The sequence below is a fragment of the Bartonella sp. MM73XJBT genome (assembly GCF_028618465.1).
GTDB lineage: Bacteria > Pseudomonadota > Alphaproteobacteria > Rhizobiales > Rhizobiaceae > Bartonella.
In genome coordinates, this window is record NZ_JAQISY010000124.1 from 1 (window position 1) to 528 (window position 528).

General features: G+C 40.0%; 1 pseudogene. It reads right to left on the minus strand.

The window, feature by feature from the left end:
- Window positions 1-528, minus strand: a pseudogene (locus PVV69_RS09970) (hypothetical protein); the annotation flags it as partial.

The window sequence follows — 528 nt, forward strand, 5'->3', positions numbered from 1 at the left end:
TCATTTTTAACATTTGTGATAGAACTACCAACACTTGCCAAAGCTGCCGCTACATCATGATAAGTTTCATCTTTTTCCTCACCATCATTTTTAACTGTTTTTATTGTAAAAGTTGGATCAGTCCACGTGCCATTCTCATAGCCGGCTGCACCGCCTAAAGTCTTCGCAACACTGCTCCCTAACGTATAAAGCTGTGAACCATTAACTGCTTCCGTGGAACCTTGCACAATATCCCCTGCAGCAAGATATTTAATCTTGCTGTTTGTTTTTGTCTCTTCTTTTGCACCATGCTGCGCTACAAACGCGTTACTCTCATTGCTCCATAACAAGGAATCCCCTTGAACTTCTTCATTAATATTATCTAATTTTTCATTAAATTTATTAACAACATCATTCAGATGTTTGTTCACATTTGTGAAGTTCCCATCAATTCCGGCAAAAGCAGAGCTTACACTCGCATGACCGACTGCTTCTCCTTCCGTTCCATCTTCTTTGAAAGTCTTAAGCGTAAAGACTGGAGCTGTCCAT